Source organism: Paenibacillus sp. FSL K6-2524 (assembly GCF_038005525.1).
In the GTDB taxonomy this organism is placed as follows: Bacteria; Bacillota; Bacilli; order Paenibacillales; family Paenibacillaceae; genus Fontibacillus; species Fontibacillus anaericanus.
Genome location: NZ_JBBOSP010000001.1, coordinates 6,159,424 through 6,176,392 on the forward strand (window position 1 = coordinate 6,159,424; position 16,969 = coordinate 6,176,392).

Sequence of the window (16,969 nt, forward strand, 5' to 3'; positions counted from 1 at the left end):
TTCTGAATAGCGTTACGCTGATTCGTGTGCTCTATTTCGCCAACCGAATGAGTGGTTTCCACGGAGTCGTTTGGTCGCTCGTCATTGCGGATGCCGCCGCGTTCCTTGTCGGGGCGATCATACTGTATGTGCTGTGGAACAAATTGCAACTGTATTTGTAAAATTTGGCACAATAGAAAATCACATACAAAAAGGCAGGATCGGGGATGGCCTTTGGGGAACCTTGGGAAAATCCACACGATTAGCATTCCTCACCGAGGCGTCTTTCTCCGTCGAGTATGCGGATGAGGCCTGAAATTTCGCCCTACTTGTGATACGGTTCCCCGCGTTTGATCTTCAACTCTCCTGCCCGTTCGTATTATGAGATCAACCAGTTCTTTCTGGTTGATCCTTTTTTCATTTGCATAGAGGATTAAAGTAGCCTGGTCGAACGTACCTGCCCGTGGGACTTGATCCCGAGAGCTATAATGTTCACCCCTACTTGTCATGACCATGATTGAGGCTGGTTGGGACGTAAGATCCCGTATAACAAGCGATGCTATGGAGCGACAAGAAGATCAACCTTAGGGGATGCCGGTGAATCTACACTTACAAGGGGAGATGAAATGAATCCAGTTATCGGTCTAGATATTTCTAAAGAAGAAAGCCATGGACAAGCCTTTCTAGAGCGCGGAAAGCCATTCCAAGGGATATTCCACTTCGAGCACACTCGAGATGGTTTAGCAAATTTCCTTCAAGTTTTAACAGAAGTTGAATTTGCATCTCAACAACGTCCTTTGCTTATTCTAGAAGCAACCGGTCATTATCAAAGTCCCGTTGTTCAGTTCCTAGAGGAACATCATTATATTTATATTGTTATTAATCCGCTCATCTCAAATCGGCTTAGGAAGTCTCAACTTCGTAAAGTAAAGACGGATGCTGCTGACGCTTACCTATTGGGAGAGCTGTACTACAAAGAAGAATTTGAACCGTTTAAGAAAAGAGGTGTGCAACTTCTCAATCTGCGCTATCTTACAAGACAATATGAGTCTCTTTCAAAGATGTGTGTACAAACTAAACTACAATTCCAAGCTGTTTTAGATCAGGTTTTCCCTGCTTACAAAGGTGTCTTTGGAGCTATGTATTCCGGTATTTCATTACAGTTTTTAAGTGAATTCCCAACCTCATATTCAGTATTACAGACGGATGAAAACACACTCAAATCTAAGATGAAAGAACTGCTTTCTTCAAAACGGGGGCGTTCAGAGGACTGGATTAACCAACGGGTGCAACGGCTGCTAGTTGCGGCAAAACAAAACCCATTTCAGCAAACCATGTATGCAAGCCACTTAATCAATTTGAAAGTCCTTATTACCCTCATTCTTCAGTACCAAGAGCATCTTACTGGATTGGAACAGAACATAGAGCGATGCTTTTCTCTCCGCCTGTTCAATTATTGCAGTATTTCTGCTTTGTTAGTTATACGCCTTTTCCTTGCGTGAAGTAAAAAACAAACGGCACGGGGCTTTCCCATGCCGTTTTGAATTCCATTTTTATTCCCGTTCTTACCTTTGAGCTTAACTTAATGACATTGCCTGTTTGGGTGTCCTTATTGTTTTTCTAAGTTTTGCTTGCTAAGCGACTCTATTCAGCATCATTCTGCTCTTCCAGCCATCTCAAAATCGCTTGGTTTGTTTCTTCCGGCTTTTCTTGCTGGATCCAATGACCGCAATCCAGATTGACCACTTCCGCATTAGGCACGAACTTTGTCAGGTTTTCAGACCTCTGGACCGTATCCCGGTCACCATAGATCATGAGGGTCGGCTGACCCATAAAAATGAAGGGGGTTGCGATTTTGGATGAGCTGTTTCATCCCTTCTTCATTTAGCGATTTGATTTATGCCTCGCATTTAAAACGTTCTGACTTTTGATGAGAATTAAACCCTAATTGATTGAGAAATACAGTAGCTCCTCTCTCCTAAAGATCAGGGAAACAATAGACCCAGATTTATGCAGTACCAAAAATCCTTTTAACGATTCTTTTGTTATTTATATTTCCTTATTCTGTAATATATTTTTTGCAATGTTGAAATTTTAGCCCTTCTTCAGATGAAGCGATCAATATTCCAAGCCTTCTTAATCGTGTTTCTTCTTTCTTGGCGCTCATTACCCACCAGATAGAATCTCTTTTATAGGATGGTGATAAATTAGTGAAGAATAGCCAGGCTGTTTGATTTGCCTTGATTTGTTCTTCATATTCTTTGGCAAGTTCCACGTTTCTTTGTTCAGAGGAATAGCCTTGTGCATCGGTTCTGTTGTTAAAGACGTGCATTCCTTCTGGTCTCATCTTTCCAAGCTGTATTAGTGCTTTTACCTTCTTTACGTTCACAGCACTCCATACACTATTTACTTTGCGCGGAGTAAAGCGAATCTTATAGCTTTGTTTATCAATGGTTTTTCGTATACCGTCAATCCACCCAAAACAAAGAGCGGCATCTACTGATGCAGACCAAGTAAGGCTTGCACGCCCTGTACTTATCCCAAAATAGCCCACCCAAATTTCACTAGCTTCAGCATGATGTTCTTCTAACCAATCGTTAAACTCTTCTTGGTTGTTGAAAAAAACTACATCTCCCATTGTTCCAGCCATTTTAAAATCGCTTGGTTTGTTTCTTCCGGCTTTTCTTCCTGGATCCAATGACCGCAATCCAGATTGACCACTTCCACATTGGGCACGAACTTTGTCAGGTTTTCAGACTTCGCAACCACATCCCGGTCGCCGTAGATCATGAGGGTCGGCTGCTGGATGATTGGGTTCACTTTCGCCAATAAGCGCCAGTTGCGGTCAAGGTTCCTGTACCAATTTATGCTGCCCGTGAACCCTGATGTTTCAAAAGCGGAGACGTAAACGGCCAGCTCGCTTTCGCTCAATACGGGCTCACCGAGCGGTGTTTCTGCTCTGGCGAGATTGATCAACGCCATACCTGGCTCAGGTGCTCTGAGAGGCTCGTTCTTCCGGTACAGGTTGCGAAGGAACCTGTATGTATTGTCTTCGAATACGGCGTCCGCGACGCCTGGCTGTCGATTGAAGTGGACGAAATAGAAATCGCCGCCAAGTATTTCTTCCATGAACTCGATCCAGGGTTTTTCTCCGCGCTCTTGGTAAGGCAAGCTCAGATTTATCACTTTATTGACGCGGTTTGGATGCAACAAGGTCAGTCCCCAAACGACGAATGCACCCCAGTCATGACCGACAAAGGTAGCGTCCTCGTATCCATAGTGATCGAGAAGCGCGATGAGATCACCCGACAAGTGTTCAATGTCATAGTCTGTTACTTCGGTCGGACGGGATGAGTTGCCGTAACCCCGCTGGTTGGGGACGATGACATGGTAGCCCGCTGCGGCAAGTGCGTCCATCTGATGGCGCCAAGAAAAGGCATGCTCTGGCCAGCCGTGGCAGAGTACAATAGGTTTTCCTGCGTTTTCTCGGCCTGCTTCAAACACTTCGAGTTCCACACCGTTGGCTGAAATAAGGGTGGGCTTGGGAAAATCGGTTGGATTAAACATTGAATTAAAACCTCCTTCTTGTGATACTTGTAGTATAATGGATAAAAGGTGACATCTAGGTGTCACCTTTCTGAAATCATGTAAAAAAAGAGGGCAATTATGGACAAAGTGGAGAGACTCATTTCGATTATCATGATATTGCTGAAAAAAGAGGTTGTTTCTACAACGGAATTCTCACAACTATTCAATGTCTCCAAAAGAACGATCCTTCGCGATATGGAAACATTGAGCTTATCGAACATCCCGATCTACTCTGTCAATGGGGTCAAAGGGGGCTACGGCATAATGGATGAATACAAGGTTGATAAACGCCTTTTAAGCAGCTCCGATTTACAGAATATATTAACTGCGCTCGGCGGATTGGAACAAATCCTCCGTACTGAAGAAGTTGAAAGAACGATAAAAAAAATAGAGGCAATGGTTAGTCCATTGTCTCTAAATCGTTCCATTCAACTGTCGTTTTATGATTGGGAAGGTCGGTCCGAGATTCTTGAAACCTTAAAGACATGTCAAGAATCCATTTCAAAAAAGAGGCTGGTTTCGTTTGATTATACAGATAAGGACGGGGCTGTAACGAATAGAATGGTCGAGCCCTATGAGCTGCATTTTAGCGAATCGAGTTGGTACTTGAAAGGATTCTGTTTACATCGACAGGGATATCGAACTTTCAAGTTATCTCGGATCGATCATATTACTATGGATGAACGCGCGTTTCATCCTAGAGACGATTGGTCAGAGCAAGTACACGAAGCAAATTATCTACCTGAATTCGTCACGATTAAGGCCTGGATATCGCCTAGCATAAAAGATCAAATCATCGAAAGGTATGGTCGAAGAAGTATTGAAGACCATAGTTCTGGATTTTTATTAGCAACCATTTATGTCCCACAAAATCGTATGGGATTTCAACTTTTAGCAAGCTTCGGCACTCATCTAAAAGTTGTAGAGCCCAAAACCTATGTTGAAGACTTTCGAAATTATTTATATCAAATGATGGAGAACTATTCCTGATATATTTAGCATTAAAGCTTCAACCTTCAACTCAACTTTTCGCCCTATTTATGGTACGGTTCACCCCGATTAATCTTCACCGCACGGTACACCTGCTCCGTCAATACCAGTCGCATGAGCTGATGGGGCAGCGTCATGCGCCCAAAGCTCATGCGCTGCTGCGCGCGGCGCATGACCTCATCGGCGAGCCCGTGGCTCCCGCCGATAATGAACACGACATGGCTCGTCCCGTAGGTTCCGAGCCGATCCAGCTCTGCGGCAAGCTCTTCCGAGCTCCAGAGCTTGCCGTCAATCGCGAGCGCAATAACATGCGCCTCGCTCTTCACATGCGCGAGGATGCGTTCGCCCTCGCGTGCCTTCACAGCCAGTACCTCCGCCTCACTCATCGTCTCCGGTGCTTTCTCGTCGGGTACCTCCACGACTTGAAACTTAATATAAGGCGTCAGCCGTTTCGCATACTCAGCTATACCCTGAACCAAATACTTTTCCTTCAATTTGCCTACCGCAATAATTTGAATAAACATAACTGCCTCCTAAATATATAAATACGCCCTTATATAGCGTCTTCACTTCTAAGTTATTTTCCGGCTTATTATATCACGAATGCGAATTAATCATCTGTCGCACTTCACATTACAATCCATCCGCAAAAAAGGGATACCCCTTCGGCAGTTGCTGCCTTTGGAATAACCCTCCTTTTTGGTGTTACTTACTCTTTTGAACTAGCTTTTAATGCAGGGTGGTTAATGCACTCCCACGATCTTATTGAGTCTCTGATTCAGCGACCTTTTTAACCTTCTCCAAAAATTTAACAACGACCTTCTCATTCGCAAATATCATAAAAATCTTTACATACCACTTCAATGCTTTATTTGTTGCTGTGTATCTAAGTTTTGTTGTCTGATCATTTATTCTATGCAATTCATATAAAGCAGTAATCTCAAAGGCATTTGCCAAACTAAATCCAATTTTCAATCTCTTATCGTTCAGATTATTGGAATACTCTAAAGTATGTACATCATATTCCTCGATGCGTTTACCCTCTTTATACTTTTGACGGTATATACTGCCTACGACCCCTTCAGTAATTTTGACTGGTTTATTCTCCACCACTTGAGGCATAATCTTCTGCATCTGTTCTATCGAACCATCTAAATATGACCATACATGCTCAATTGCAGAGTTTATCTCAATTTCTCTTGACCATTGCTTCAATATATTTACCCCTTTTCGAAATCACATTAATCTATTCTATATGATTGACGAAAAAATATAGAATAGAACGTTATTTCAAATTTACGCTTTGCCAGCCCTTATCTAAGTCAAAGTACCTCGCTTACAGCAGCCTTGTTGTTTTGAACTCCAAGACTCCTTCTCTGGGTCGTGAATAAGACGAAATACCCCAGCGTTGCGAAGATACAGATGATAACGTCAACAATGATCAAGCTCTGATAATTTTGAAAATAATCGAAGAATATCCCTCCTATCAATGCGCCCAATGCACCGCCTCCCTGATGGAAGAGAAGTAGAAAACCGGTTTGTTTCCCTTTACCATTTGCAAACTCATTGATAATAAGGAGACCCCCCGGTACTGCACTTAAGTAGGTAATCCCGAACGCTATAGCAAAAAGAATAGGTGAAACTCCTAAGTGCATAAAGAGAAAGGCAAAACCAATAATCCGTATGCCATATAAAATGGACATCATGATTAATTTATTGTATCGATCCAGGAAATAGCCAAAAGCGAGCGTCCCCGTGATTTCCATAATGCCAAGTATACTCATAGATAGTGCGATCATGTTTGGTGATACATCTGCCAATTGATGTATGGCTACCAAATTCATCTCGACAGTCCCCATGTTGAGACCGCAGGTAAACAACGCAATAGCGACGACGATAAAGATAGAAAGATGAACAAATTTCTTTGGTGATGAAATACCTCCTATTGGTGTAGCATCCCCTTCGACTTCTATTGAACTATCCACTCGGGCTTTCTTCATATTTTCTTGTTGGGGTCCCTTAATTCCCAGCCAGATTATAGGCAATGTCACAAGAACACCTAGAGCAAAAGAAGCCTTAAAGGCATCATTCCAAGTCAACCAGCCCACCGATACGAAGATTGGCGTAATAACCGCTAATCCAACAGAAGAGGCGCTCCCTAGTAGTGCCATTGCTTTAGCCCGATGATGACGAAACCATTGAAACAGCAGCATATAATTCGTCGTCGTCCCAATACCAGCCAAACCACAGATAACACCATATCCAATAAAAAAAACAATAGGATGATGTCCTAACATAACAACGCCAGTTCCCAATGTACTCATGGCTGCACTTAACAACAGTACCCTCTTAGGACCATAACGATCCACGAGCCAGCCCCCCAAAGGTGCACATAAGGCTGTAATTAATAAATTGGTTGACCACGCCATCGAAATGAATCCCCGGCTAATCTGTAAATCCTCAGATATTTGCACCTGAAAAAAAGCCATGCTGAATCGAGTCAATCCACCAATAACTCCAATAATCCAGAGCGATCCTAATCCAATCCAAGCATACCTAGATTCCTTGAACCATGTCATGGCCATTGTTCGTTCCACCTTCGCCGTTTATAAAAGATACCGATCGGTATCTTTTATAATAGCATAGAACAGTTCTTTTGCAAGAGCGCAAATTCATTTGATATACTACATGTACAAATACAATTAAATCGGAGGATGACGATGGAAAAAGGTGAAAAAACCCGTAAATACATCATAGCTAAAGCCGCTGAACTCTTTAACCAGAAGGGTTATTCGGGCTCATCCTTGTCTGAGATAACAGAGTTGACAGGCATCAAAAAAGGCGGCATCTACCGACACTTTTCCAATAAAGATGAGATTGCTTATGAAGCCTTTAACTATGCGGGTAGTGTTGTCGGAGCCCAGCTTGCCCGGGCAATTAATCAGCAAGAAACGGCATCTGGTAAGCTATTATCTTATTTACATGTGTACGAGAACGTGGTTGAAGCGCCGCCCTTCATCGGTGGATGCCCGCTCCTCAACACGGCTATTGAAAGCGATGATTGTCATCCCGGTTTACGCGAAAGAGCTCAGCAAGCCCTAACCGGTACGCTAGAATCCCTCAAATTAATTATATCCGAAGGTATACAAAGCGGTGAATTCAAGTCAGACCTCGATATCGATGCTCTAGCTACCTTCGCCCTTTCCATCATGGAGGGTGGCATCATGATGAGCAAACTCGAAGGCAATAATCGACATATACGGATGAATATCAAGAGCTTTGCTAATTATTTAAAAATGGTGTGCCTAAGCGAACTCGGGTAATGCTCACCATGAAGGAGAATTATAGTTTTAGGACAAACAACGTTTCTCTTTTAGTGACTCTACCGTGGCAAGATAATGAAGCGTATATTGTGATGATGCCTGAAATGAGTACATTGGTTTTTTATATACATAGATTTTTAAAATCAAAAGGAGCTTCGTTGCTACTCACGAGGCTCCTTTTGATTAGCTATGATAATGACAATCTATATTAATGTACTTTCCACCACTGAGAGTGCTCTGGTACGCAGTAGATAATGAATGTTATAAAGACCTCAACTTCTTTTAGTAATTTGCCCCATGACTGCTCGGAATGACTACACTCTGTTCGCTAATCGTTCCCACACAAATGATAATTAACGCCAGCATCCATAAACTCAACCATTTTTTCATTGTTAACAGCCCCTTCTAAAATAAATTTTTGAAATACCTTATACTCATCTATTTGAACATCTGAAGCGAAGTCTCGATACGTCTCAAACAATGCGATACATTGCTTGAATTCCCGATCATTATGTAGCTTATGGGACAACGACAAAGATTGAATAATATAATCTACAGACTCCCGGTATTTCCCCTTTTTGATTAAATACACGGCGAGAAAATATGAGTATGTATAGTAATATGCCACATTAACGGAATCCTCATAATCCCCGAACCTCCCTATCTCCTCCGCAAAAACATGCAGAATGTGATCTACATCCAAATTATGTAGGAACGCAGATTGCAAAATATTGTTTAACCCCGGCAACACCTCTTCGGGATTTTCTCGCAAAAAGTGCACGTATTCGTCCATTCTTTCATCCCTACCAGATAATATATCCAGAGCATATCTATTCGCTTTTGCATAGAAACGAAAATCTTCTACAATTTGATAGCCCTCTTCATCTAAAGGAGTCATCCAACTTAGATCAGTATACTTGGATACACACTCTCCTGACTGTTCATACTTTCCTTGCTTCAGAAGGGCCAATCCCCTCATGAGAAGACCAAACCCATAATAATAAACGAGTGGTCGTTCCAGATATACATACTTTCTGGGTACCCCCTCCTGCTGTTCTTCGTAGATCCGATGGACACAAATACACAGCACATTAGATATTTCACTTAACTTATCCCAATTTTCAAATGAAAAGGCCATCTTCAACATCTTCACAATAACATCAGGATGTAGAGATTCATAAAGAGTGAAATCCCTCATAAAGGTTAACCCCTTTTTTATCCAATTTATCCTAATTGTATAGTTTATTGTGATGTTGGTCAAGATAAATAGTACTTTTATATAATAATAATTTCAATATAATTTCTACTTTAATTATACATTAATGGCTATCTACCTAATCTCCCCTTAAAGGATTGAATAATCTTTAAAACGCTAAGTAAAAGTATGTGAACTTAGAAGTCAAAAAAATGTTTTCACGATTAATAGCTGAAGATTACGTGTGCCATACAAGATATCAGAAAATAATCAATAGATAAACTAAAAAATAGTGACTATCAAAGACCTATCGAAGCGTACAATTGTACTTATAAGTACTTATTACGGATAATTATTTTTGTTTTTGATTATCTGTAATGACTTATCCTCCTCTTCTAACCTTAAGTTGAGGTGATGTTATGAATTTACCAGAACTCGTTGGACGCCGGATACGAGAACTTAGAAAAGCAAAAGGATGGACACAAGAACAACTTGCTGAAGCCGCATCGCTTCATTACAGTTACATTGGTGGGGTAGAACGAGGTGATCGTAATATCTCTTTGGAGACGCTTGAGAAAATAATTACAGCTTTTCAAGTGCCCGCTACTGAACTATTTCAATTTGAAAACGACACTTACCGCCACAAAGCGATAGATGAACATATGACCTTAATCAGCTCTAGGAGTGAAGAAGAAGTAGCCCTGATTACGAAGATAACCAGGGATGTTATTACTGCTATGGAGTTTAAGGGGGAGTAGAGTAAACTGTTGATTATGGTACGGTTCACAGTAACGGCGAATTTTTTAGGGCACCCTAGTTAGGTGCCCTTCGTGGGTTGGGACGGATACTAATGCAACGGAGTGCACTAATACAGATCTAGGAAGGTACTTTCATTAATCTACCCCTTATAATCCCCGGGTCTGTCAAATCTTTTGTGTAAACTCTATTAACAGGCTCCTCCCCGGTCGTCTGTTTATTTTGCATGTCATGCTTCTGGTAGCCCAAGTGAGTATCCATCTCACCTTCTAGCATCTCTTGCAATGTCTCAGCAAACAACTCTTTTAATGCATTTTGGGCATCTTGTGCAGATACCAACTTGTTCTCTTTAATGAACTCTCGTAGTTGCTGCTTTGTCCATAATCCCATATGTTCTCCCCAACCTTTCATATATTTACTATTTTAATAGGTTTTGGAGTTTACACAATCTATTTTACGCTAAATACAAAGGAAACTGCCGCAATCCGCGACATTTTCACTTTTACTAATATTAGGTTACCTTTTACAGTATTCTCCAAAGGACAGCTTTTTCATTTTACACTGTAGAAATCCTTCCATATCCTACATGAAGAACTTCACTACCTCACACTCACTACTCCTTAGGAAGACTTCAGTGATCGTTTAGGCCAAAAATTCCGCCCTATTTGTGGTAAGGTTCTCCGTGATGTACCTAAGTGTGGTTTTAAATATCTTATCTCCTTTGGAATATTGGTGATATTTCATCATAATTAGGGTTTGTATTATTAACACGTAGCACTAAATTTTATTTTCTATTTTTTATATACAAATTCTCTAATATAATTCTGTAGCTCGTTCCACTCTTTATGTTTAGTTCCTAAGTAATCTGACTCAATGTTTAACGGTTCTTTTACAGCTTCATCCACTTTCCTCTTCTCTGCTTTCCATTCAATAGGGTTACCTTTTAAATTAAAACTTCTCTCAGGCTCAAGATTGCCATTATGAAAAAAACACCATGTAACACAATCTGTAAATATTACTTTTTTATTTTTAGATAAGTGCGACTCTAATTGTTTTTTATGTTTCTTAATAAGTTCTGATTCATTCAACTGTTTTTTAAATGCCTTTATTTCAATCGCTGCAATATATTCAATACTTTGTTCTTCAATATCAATATTTACATATTGATATCCGCGCGCCAACAATAAATCTGGTGTACCGCCATTACCAGTGTAATTATCACGATTATGTAGTTTTGTATTGCGATTAGTAGAAACATCTATTACTTCAATATCTGTATTTATGAATATCCTCTTCAAGAAATAAGATATAAGTTCTTGATAATTTCGTTCTTGAGGATTATTATTGCCGATTTTTTCAATATGTCCTACATATTCATCAAGTGAATAATTGTATCCTTCAATGATATACATATTGTATTTCTCCATTCTTAAAATCGTTTATTTTATACATATATAGTAAATAAAATCAATCATTACTTATGATAGGGTATTTTCAACCACAAAAATTAATATAGGCAAGTTATATCAATGCCTATGGCTTATAAACCGCACTTACTTATGATACGGTTCACCGTATCATCTATAGGGCGAAATTCCAGCCTCTCCGTTGATCTATCTTAAGAAAGGTTAGTAGAACGACCATTCACTACAAACAACAAAAAAATACATTCTTATTTCGAAATTGAGTCATAAGAAGGTATTTTTAAGATTCTAATTTACTGTGATCCAGTAAAATTTAATATGCAATATTCAAATTCATCTGTTCTTTAAAAAATTTAACTTTTCATACCCAATGTAGCCATCGTGTTGTAATCGTGCTACAACGATACCCGGAAGGACATTTTGAGTTTGCGCAAACGCATATACACCTTGTTCGTCAAATTTATTACTATCAACGAATTTTTTATAGTCAGATTTGTCGATAAAATAATCTCTAGCGAATTCATTTGCTTCTTCTTCTTTTGTATCTAATGTATGCCTTAATTCAAATAACTCGTCTTCAAAACTAATAATTGGTCGATTAGGGGTATAGTGCTTTATAAGGTGACCAATTTCATGCATTAGGGCAAACCATATATGATCATGAGTTTTAAATCTCCCACTAAGATAAATTGCAGGATTCTCTTTATATGTTGTGAGGGCACCTCGAACTTTACTGTTATCAATTGCATCAATGAACACTAGATAAATACCAAGACGATTCAATAATTTTCTAGTACTTTTTAGTGAGCTTTCATAATCATAATTTAAAGCAAGGAGTTTAAACTTATCTAAGGATTTAGTAAGTACTTCTTTGCTATAATTGGTATTTGATAAGTCTTTATTCTGAATTTCAACTTCTTCTCTAGCTAGATTAAGCCAAATAGCAATTGATTCTTTTTCTCCACCATCTTCCATAAAGTCCACATTCAGATTAGAATAAGTTGTATCAAATTGTTCAAAACTCGAAATTCCTAGAAGTTCCATCATTTCTTTCGCTTGTCTTGTCAGGTCCCAGTCTAAGCCACCAAATACAGTGTTAAACTTGAATCTTCTTGCATAGCTTTTTAATTCATCTATGGCATACAGTTGAAATCCAATTTCTTTCCTATTAAGAAACTCTCTATACTTATTATCATAGTTCAACCAGTAGGAAGCTGGGATACCTTTAATAACCTCTTCTAACTTATTGGCTACTTCTTCAGTAATCATATTTTTTCCGTTGAGTAAGTTATTGAAATATTCTTCACTTATTCCGATTTGTTTGCAACATTCTTTCGGACTAAGTCCAATATCATCCAAATACTCTTTAATGATTGAACCTGTGTGTACAATAAATTCGTCACCCATTACTAGACCTCCTTTCTAATGATAATCTTCAACGGTTATTATTTCTACATTACGGATTGTTGTTAAGTCGGTCGACTCCCAGTCTCCAATAGGCCTTAGTACAATGCGATAATTTTTAGAGACGTCAATTCCCCAGCAATCATTATAATCTCCACTTAGTTTATGCCGATTTGGTGGAGGAACGTGCGGAATTTCATCTAAATTGTTTGCAGCCCTTAATTCAGACATTCTGTTGGTCAACTTTTTATAGAATGCCGTGTATTCCCGCTTTATCAAGCGTTCATTGGTTAGTACTTTTTCAAGCTTAGTACTCATATAAGAAATGTTCATCTGTATTCCCCTTTTACATAAAAATAAACCGGAAAAATGATGATACGTTAATGTATCAGGTAAATTTATGAAGTGTGGACTAACAATCAAAATAATTTTATAATTACTTAAGAATGGAGTGTAGCATTATGTCAAAGAAAAATAACTATTTTGAATATGCAAAATTATTATCAAATCAGTATTCAACATTCCTCAGCAACGCATCTGTTCAAAATAAAGTATTAGAGATATTTGATGGTCAGTTGCCTAGTCAGTTTGATGATGACTTAACAATTAGAGAATCTTTAAACAAATTTCTTCTACATCATTATCCGAATGAGACTACTATTAAATCAACTTTCATAAACAATGTTCTTCTGAAAACAAATAACCACGTTTCAATCTTCGAATTGAATGTTGGTAAAAGCAGACTTGATTTGTGTAAAATAAACGGAATTAGTACAGCCTATGAGATAAAGACCGATTTAGATACTCCTAGAAGATTAAACCAGCAAATGACTGATTATTTCCAAGTTTTCGATGAAGTATACCTCATATGCTCGGAGAAAAACCTAAATATCATGCTGCCTCATCTTCAAAAAGAATGTGGTGTTTATACCTATAACGTAACCAAAACAGGTAGATACATTTTCAAAAAATACCGCCCAGCAACCAATTCAAATTTTATTTCTTCCTTAGCTCAGTTGTCTGTGTTGACGAAAAAAGATTTATTTTCATTCTTTAAATGTCCTCATTTAGAAACCAAAGATGCAATGATCAACTTCATAATTAACAACAAAACAGATAAAGAAATAAATAAATTATTTAAGCTTTGCTTGAAAAACAAATTCCGAGAAAGTTGGGGTTTTTTAGTTGATAATAATTCAGATATTTTAGAGATCGATTACCAGTGGTTCTTCAAGAATCTATTATCTCCGAAAATAGTATACCTGTGAAGAGTATACCTGTGAAGAGTATACTATTTTCGGGACTGCTGATGAATATATCTAGATAAAGTAATATTATTCCATGTTGCCCAAGATCCAAACTTGATTTTCATATCCTTTATTCTTTTTATAACTACACAGTTGTCTTCCTTATCAAGAAAATCTAATCTCTTGAGAATTTCAGTTCTCACATAATTATATCCGGAAACCCCCATATTGGTGTCATTGTTAACAATTGAATAAAAGGCATTTTCTTCTTTTACGAAAAGTAGTCCTAAGGCTGCTCCCTTCCCATTTCCTCCAGAATTTGAGGGCAAATCATCCTTCAATCCGCCAAAGTCGCCAAAACCTTGGAAACCATAATTTTTATAGAGAACAGCTACTTTATTATCAATTTTGTTTGTATAGTCTAAATTCTCGTAGTTACCATTCTTGTAACTTCGTGATCTCGGTGAATTAAGGAGGATTTTACTTGCTTTGGTCTCCATTTCTTGGAACTCTTCTAATTCGATAAACTTAGAATCAACGTGCTGACTTCTAATATCTAACATCAGATAATCTTCCATGGTTAAATTATCTTCTAATACTTCTAAATAATCCTCTATTAAATTGTCTGTTATTCTTATTGCTATTGAGGGGTTTTCCTTCCTTAGCTCATTTATAAATTCAAGTAATTCCCTTTCACTTACCTTAAAACCATTTTTTATGGAAATTACAGGAATTAAGTTCTTGAAATGTCCTATCTGAAGGACACGTTGCTTGTAGTAAGTATAGTCCCTGCTTAATTTAAACGATAACTCAATGCCTTTAAATCCTTTATTATCGTATTCTTTCTCACTAAATCTAAAAAAGTCAACGAAGGCTTTCTTTCCCTTATGTCGTTCCTCAATACCTTTTAAAGTAATAATATCTTCTTCGTGTGGGTCTAATTCTATTTTTGATCTATTTTTATTTCCTGGTTTCTTTTCAAAAATATATTTACCAGTAACTTCATCAGTTTTGTAGCGAATCAAATATTCATCCTTGATAACTTCTATTATAGGAGTGATTGAATCCCCAAAGTAATTATTCATATCTTTAAGAACTCTTAACTCTTCATCACGGTTTTTCATGATAGGACAGTACATAATTTTATCCTCCTACGAAATAATTAACTATCACCTTTTCACCTTTATTTTCAATATCTATATTACATTCAATTCTAATTAGAATTTCTGATAGAGACCCTTGTTGATTATATATGTAAACAAAACTAAAGAACTAATGGTAACACAACACTTTTTATGTCTATTATCCCATTCTTGTGTTTATACTGAGAATTCTTAGTCTAATACTACCACAAAACAAGAAATTATATACAGATAATTACATTATCAGAATAATCAACAGTGTTGACACAAGCATGTTTAACTCAATTTTTGACATTATGTATTACCTAATTTTTTCTATTTTGAAAGCGCCTTAATAAAATTGAAGTATTACACTTATATTCATCTTTAATCTACCAATTGGAGAACTAATGTATTTATTGAGGATAGAATGAATTCAAACGCATTTTCGACAAAATTGAGTTCAGATAATCAGGAAATTGAGTTGGAGTTTTCCTTTCTTATTTCAAAGTAACTTATAACTAATAAATATAAAATTTGTAATAAACCAAATTTCATTTTTATATCATACCTTTGAATACTAACCATGAAGGTAAATAAAATGAACAAAACACACAGAAAATTCTTATCACTGTTTGAATCAACCTTCAACTCCGAAGGCGACATTCACTTCTTGGCAATCGCAGAAAAATAAATCCAAATCCACAAAAAAGAGCGGCCCGTACACCAAGTGAGGGTCGCTCTTACTTTTCAGGAAGGAGATACAGTAAAGCCTTATTATGATGGCACAGATTTGTTTGTAACAATGGGCGAGGGCAGTATCCAATTCACTCTTGAAAAAGATTGGGCCGATGGCACACCAGCTATTGAAGGAAGCCCCATTGAGTTCGCGCTGTTCTGGGTATCAGAACTCACTGAACCATTCTATGTTTCTCCTGAAGCTCTTGCAGCAGCAAAAGCTAACAACCATCCCCGCTACGGGGATAGCCAACAAGACAATAGTCATCAAGACCTTACTTCACTTGATAGTAAAGAAGATCAGCCTGAATGATAAGCACAGAGTAAAAGACATCGAACTCACCTTCAATGAAGAGACTGAAAAGCATTTTTTAAACATAGCCCCATCCGCTAATTCAACAGCGGATGGGGCTTTCCTTATTTCAAGGAAAGCCCCAATACTGAACCAATCACTTTACATCGTAATTTAGTATGATCTGAGAGGAGAATTCAAGTATGAAAATCAATCTAAAAGAACCTTTTGCCTGTGATATCCTGCTTTCAACAGTTGTCCAGCGCGTGTATCCTGAACTAAATCTGGACGGCGCTTTTGAACGGCACAACATATACTGCCTACAACTTCTTTAGTAATTTTTACTGGTTTATTCTCCACCACTTGAGGCATAATCTTCTGCATCTGTTCTATCGAAACATCTAAATATGACCATACATGCTCAATTGGAGCGTTTATCCCAATTTCTCTTGACTATTGCTTCAATATATTTACCCCTTTTCGAAATCACATTAATCTATTCTATATGATTGACGAAAATATGTAGAATAGAACGTTTTTCAGATTTTCGCTTTGCCAGCCCTTGTTGAACTAATCCTCCACACCAAACGATCCCAACACAAAAAAGGCTAACTCCGTCATAACCTTCAATCCGAAGTTGCCTTTTTAAATTTTAATATTTAGTTGTTACTCTTATTGGGCTATTTCAATTAACAATTTACTTAGTCCCCATACTCACTACCCTCAAACAACCAAAAACTCAGCCTTCTCCTGACATTCCTGACAAGTCACAGGCGGCTCCCAGTTCGCAAACTTCGTGTCTTCCAATTTTACAATATCCGGAGCATCCTCGAATTCGTCTACAAACATATCAATGGCTAATTCCACATGATCTTTACATACGATAAACATAAGCTAGTAGCATCCTCTCTC

The 16,969-nt window shown here is 38.2% G+C and carries 19 protein-coding genes and 2 pseudogenes; 7 read left to right on the forward strand and 14 right to left on the reverse strand.

Translation table 11 applies throughout. The annotated features are described in order from the left end of the window. Positions 1–11: 11 nt before the first annotated feature. Positions 12–161 (forward strand): annotated as a pseudogene (locus tag NST85_RS28590) (MATE family efflux transporter); the annotation flags it as partial. A gap of 444 nt (positions 162–605) precedes the next feature. After that, complete coding sequence (locus NST85_RS28595) at positions 606–1,481, forward strand: IS110 family transposase (RefSeq protein ID WP_256716424.1); 876 nt, start codon at positions 606–608, stop codon at positions 1,479–1,481. A 142-nt stretch (positions 1,482–1,623) separates the two neighbouring features. On the opposite strand, the gene NST85_RS28600 is transcribed toward NST85_RS28595, so the two are convergent. From NST85_RS28600 to NST85_RS28610, 3 genes are all read right to left on the reverse strand, one after another. Continuing rightward, entirely contained in the window at positions 1,624–1,812 is a 189-nt protein-coding gene (locus tag NST85_RS28600; protein ID WP_341191022.1) for an alpha/beta fold hydrolase, read from the reverse strand. Positions 1,813–2,038: 226 nt separating this feature from the next. Further along, the gene (locus NST85_RS28605; RefSeq protein WP_341128200.1) at positions 2,039–2,629 is read right to left on the reverse strand and encodes a YdeI/OmpD-associated family protein; all 591 of its coding nucleotides are present in this window, start codon (positions 2,627–2,629) and stop codon (positions 2,039–2,041) included. Continuing rightward, positions 2,605–3,546 carry an alpha/beta fold hydrolase gene (locus tag NST85_RS28610; RefSeq protein ID WP_076133036.1) on the reverse strand — a complete coding sequence of 314 codons (942 nt, stop codon included), beginning with the start codon at positions 3,544–3,546 and terminating at the stop codon, positions 2,605–2,607. The genes NST85_RS28605 and NST85_RS28610 overlap by 25 nt, the downstream gene beginning before the upstream one ends. Positions 3,547–3,645: 99 nt before the next feature. On the opposite strand from NST85_RS28610, the gene NST85_RS28615 reads away from it, so the two are divergent. Further along, a complete protein-coding gene (locus NST85_RS28615) occupies positions 3,646–4,557 on the forward strand; it encodes a helix-turn-helix transcriptional regulator (RefSeq protein ID WP_307394820.1) in 912 nt (303 codons plus the stop codon). Positions 4,558–4,601: 44 nt separating this feature from the next. On the opposite strand, the gene rlmH is transcribed toward NST85_RS28615, so the two are convergent. The 3 genes from rlmH to NST85_RS28630 all read right to left on the reverse strand — a co-directional run bounded on the left by rlmH (position 4,602) and on the right by NST85_RS28630 (position 7,142). Further along, a complete protein-coding gene (gene rlmH / locus NST85_RS28620) occupies positions 4,602–5,081 on the reverse strand; it encodes a 23S rRNA (pseudouridine(1915)-N(3))-methyltransferase RlmH (protein ID WP_341191023.1) in 480 nt (159 codons plus the stop codon). Positions 5,082–5,319: 238 nt separating this feature from the next. After that, positions 5,320–5,772 (reverse strand): SRPBCC family protein, encoded by a 453-nt coding sequence (locus tag NST85_RS28625; RefSeq protein WP_341191024.1) that lies wholly within the window; start codon positions 5,770–5,772, stop codon positions 5,320–5,322. Between the two features lie 107 nt (positions 5,773–5,879). Next, positions 5,880–7,142, reverse strand: coding sequence for an MFS transporter (locus tag NST85_RS28630; protein WP_341191025.1), 1,263 nt, complete (start codon positions 7,140–7,142; stop codon positions 5,880–5,882). Positions 7,143–7,277: 135 nt separating this feature from the next. On the opposite strand from NST85_RS28630, the gene NST85_RS28635 reads away from it, so the two are divergent. Further along, positions 7,278–7,880, forward strand: coding sequence for a TetR/AcrR family transcriptional regulator (locus tag NST85_RS28635; RefSeq protein WP_341191026.1), 603 nt, complete (start codon positions 7,278–7,280; stop codon positions 7,878–7,880). A 328-nt stretch (positions 7,881–8,208) separates the two neighbouring features. Here the strand turns inward: NST85_RS28635 and NST85_RS28640 are convergent, their stop codons facing one another. Further along, on the reverse strand, positions 8,209–9,078 hold the full coding sequence (locus NST85_RS28640) for a DNA-binding protein (RefSeq protein ID WP_341191027.1): 870 nt from the start codon (positions 9,076–9,078) through the stop codon (positions 8,209–8,211). A gap of 416 nt (positions 9,079–9,494) precedes the next feature. Here NST85_RS28640 and NST85_RS28645 point away from each other — a divergent pair, with 416 nt between their 5' ends. Then, a complete protein-coding gene (locus tag NST85_RS28645; protein WP_307400287.1) occupies positions 9,495–9,833 on the forward strand; it encodes a helix-turn-helix domain-containing protein in 339 nt (112 codons plus the stop codon). Positions 9,834–10,038: 205 nt separating this feature from the next. On the opposite strand, the pseudogene NST85_RS28650 reads toward NST85_RS28645, so the two are convergent. The 4 genes and pseudogenes from NST85_RS28650 to NST85_RS28665 all read right to left on the reverse strand — a co-directional run. Next, positions 10,039–10,221 (reverse strand): annotated as a pseudogene (locus NST85_RS28650) (IS256 family transposase); the annotation flags it as partial. Between the two features lie 401 nt (positions 10,222–10,622). Further along, positions 10,623–11,243, reverse strand: coding sequence for a hypothetical protein (locus NST85_RS28655; RefSeq protein ID WP_341191028.1), 621 nt, complete (start codon positions 11,241–11,243; stop codon positions 10,623–10,625). Between the two features lie 345 nt (positions 11,244–11,588). Further along, positions 11,589–12,662 (reverse strand): ImmA/IrrE family metallo-endopeptidase, encoded by a 1,074-nt coding sequence (locus NST85_RS28660; RefSeq protein ID WP_341191029.1) that lies wholly within the window; start codon positions 12,660–12,662, stop codon positions 11,589–11,591. A 15-nt stretch (positions 12,663–12,677) separates the two neighbouring features. Beyond that, positions 12,678–12,992, reverse strand: coding sequence for a type II toxin-antitoxin system RelE/ParE family toxin (locus tag NST85_RS28665; RefSeq protein WP_307400280.1), 315 nt, complete (start codon positions 12,990–12,992; stop codon positions 12,678–12,680). Between the two features lie 128 nt (positions 12,993–13,120). Between NST85_RS28665 and NST85_RS28670 the strand changes: the two genes are divergently transcribed. Beyond that, complete coding sequence (locus NST85_RS28670; protein ID WP_307400278.1) at positions 13,121–13,927, forward strand: sce7726 family protein; 807 nt, start codon at positions 13,121–13,123, stop codon at positions 13,925–13,927. Positions 13,928–13,950: 23 nt separating this feature from the next. On the opposite strand, the gene NST85_RS28675 is transcribed toward NST85_RS28670, so the two are convergent. Then, entirely contained in the window at positions 13,951–15,045 is a 1,095-nt protein-coding gene (locus NST85_RS28675; protein WP_341191030.1) for a beta family protein, read from the reverse strand. A 712-nt stretch (positions 15,046–15,757) separates the two neighbouring features. Between NST85_RS28675 and NST85_RS28680 the strand changes: the two genes are divergently transcribed. Beyond that, positions 15,758–16,078 (forward strand): hypothetical protein, encoded by a 321-nt coding sequence (locus NST85_RS28680; protein WP_341191031.1) that lies wholly within the window; start codon positions 15,758–15,760, stop codon positions 16,076–16,078. Between the two features lie 189 nt (positions 16,079–16,267). Here the strand turns inward: NST85_RS28680 and NST85_RS28685 are convergent, their stop codons facing one another. Then, positions 16,268–16,441 (reverse strand): hypothetical protein, encoded by a 174-nt coding sequence (locus NST85_RS28685; protein ID WP_341191032.1) that lies wholly within the window; start codon positions 16,439–16,441, stop codon positions 16,268–16,270. A 339-nt stretch (positions 16,442–16,780) separates the two neighbouring features. Further along, positions 16,781–16,948, reverse strand: a complete 168-nt coding sequence (locus tag NST85_RS28690; RefSeq protein ID WP_127191516.1) for a CxxH/CxxC protein — start codon at positions 16,946–16,948, stop codon at positions 16,781–16,783. Positions 16,949–16,969: the final 21 nt, after the last annotated feature.